Origin of the sequence: Streptomyces sp. JW3 (genome assembly GCF_052216785.1) — a bacterium.
Classification (GTDB): domain Bacteria; phylum Actinomycetota; class Actinomycetes; order Streptomycetales; family Streptomycetaceae; genus Streptomyces.
In genome coordinates this window covers 1-329 of sequence record NZ_JBQOUX010000291.1, presented here as the reverse complement: position 1 = coordinate 329, position 329 = coordinate 1, and the positions used below count along the sequence as shown (strand labels likewise).

Genomic DNA, 329 nt, shown 5'->3' with positions numbered 1-329 from the left:
ATCCCGAGGTTGACCACCGTGTAGCCGTTGTTCGACAGGATGATGTCGACCAGGTTCTTGCCGATGTCGTGCACATCACCGCGGACGGTGGCCAGCACGATCGTGCCCTTGCCGTCGTCGTCCGTCTTCTCCATGTGCGGTTCGAGGTAGGCGACGGCCGTCTTCATCACCTCGGCCGACTGCAGCACGAACGGCAGCTGCATCTGGCCCGAGCCGAACAGCTCACCGACCACCTTCATGCCGTCCAGCAGCACCTCGTTGACGATCTCCAGGGCGGGGCGGGCGGCCAGCGCGGCGTCGAGGTCGGCCTCCAGACCGTTGCGCTCGCC

At 66.0% G+C, this 329-nt stretch carries 1 protein-coding gene; it reads right to left on the bottom strand.

The features are described 5' to 3' along the window. A partial coding sequence (locus ACTT8P_RS38550; RefSeq protein ID WP_442836443.1) for a B12-binding domain-containing protein occupies positions 1 to 329 on the bottom strand: 329 nt, incomplete at both ends.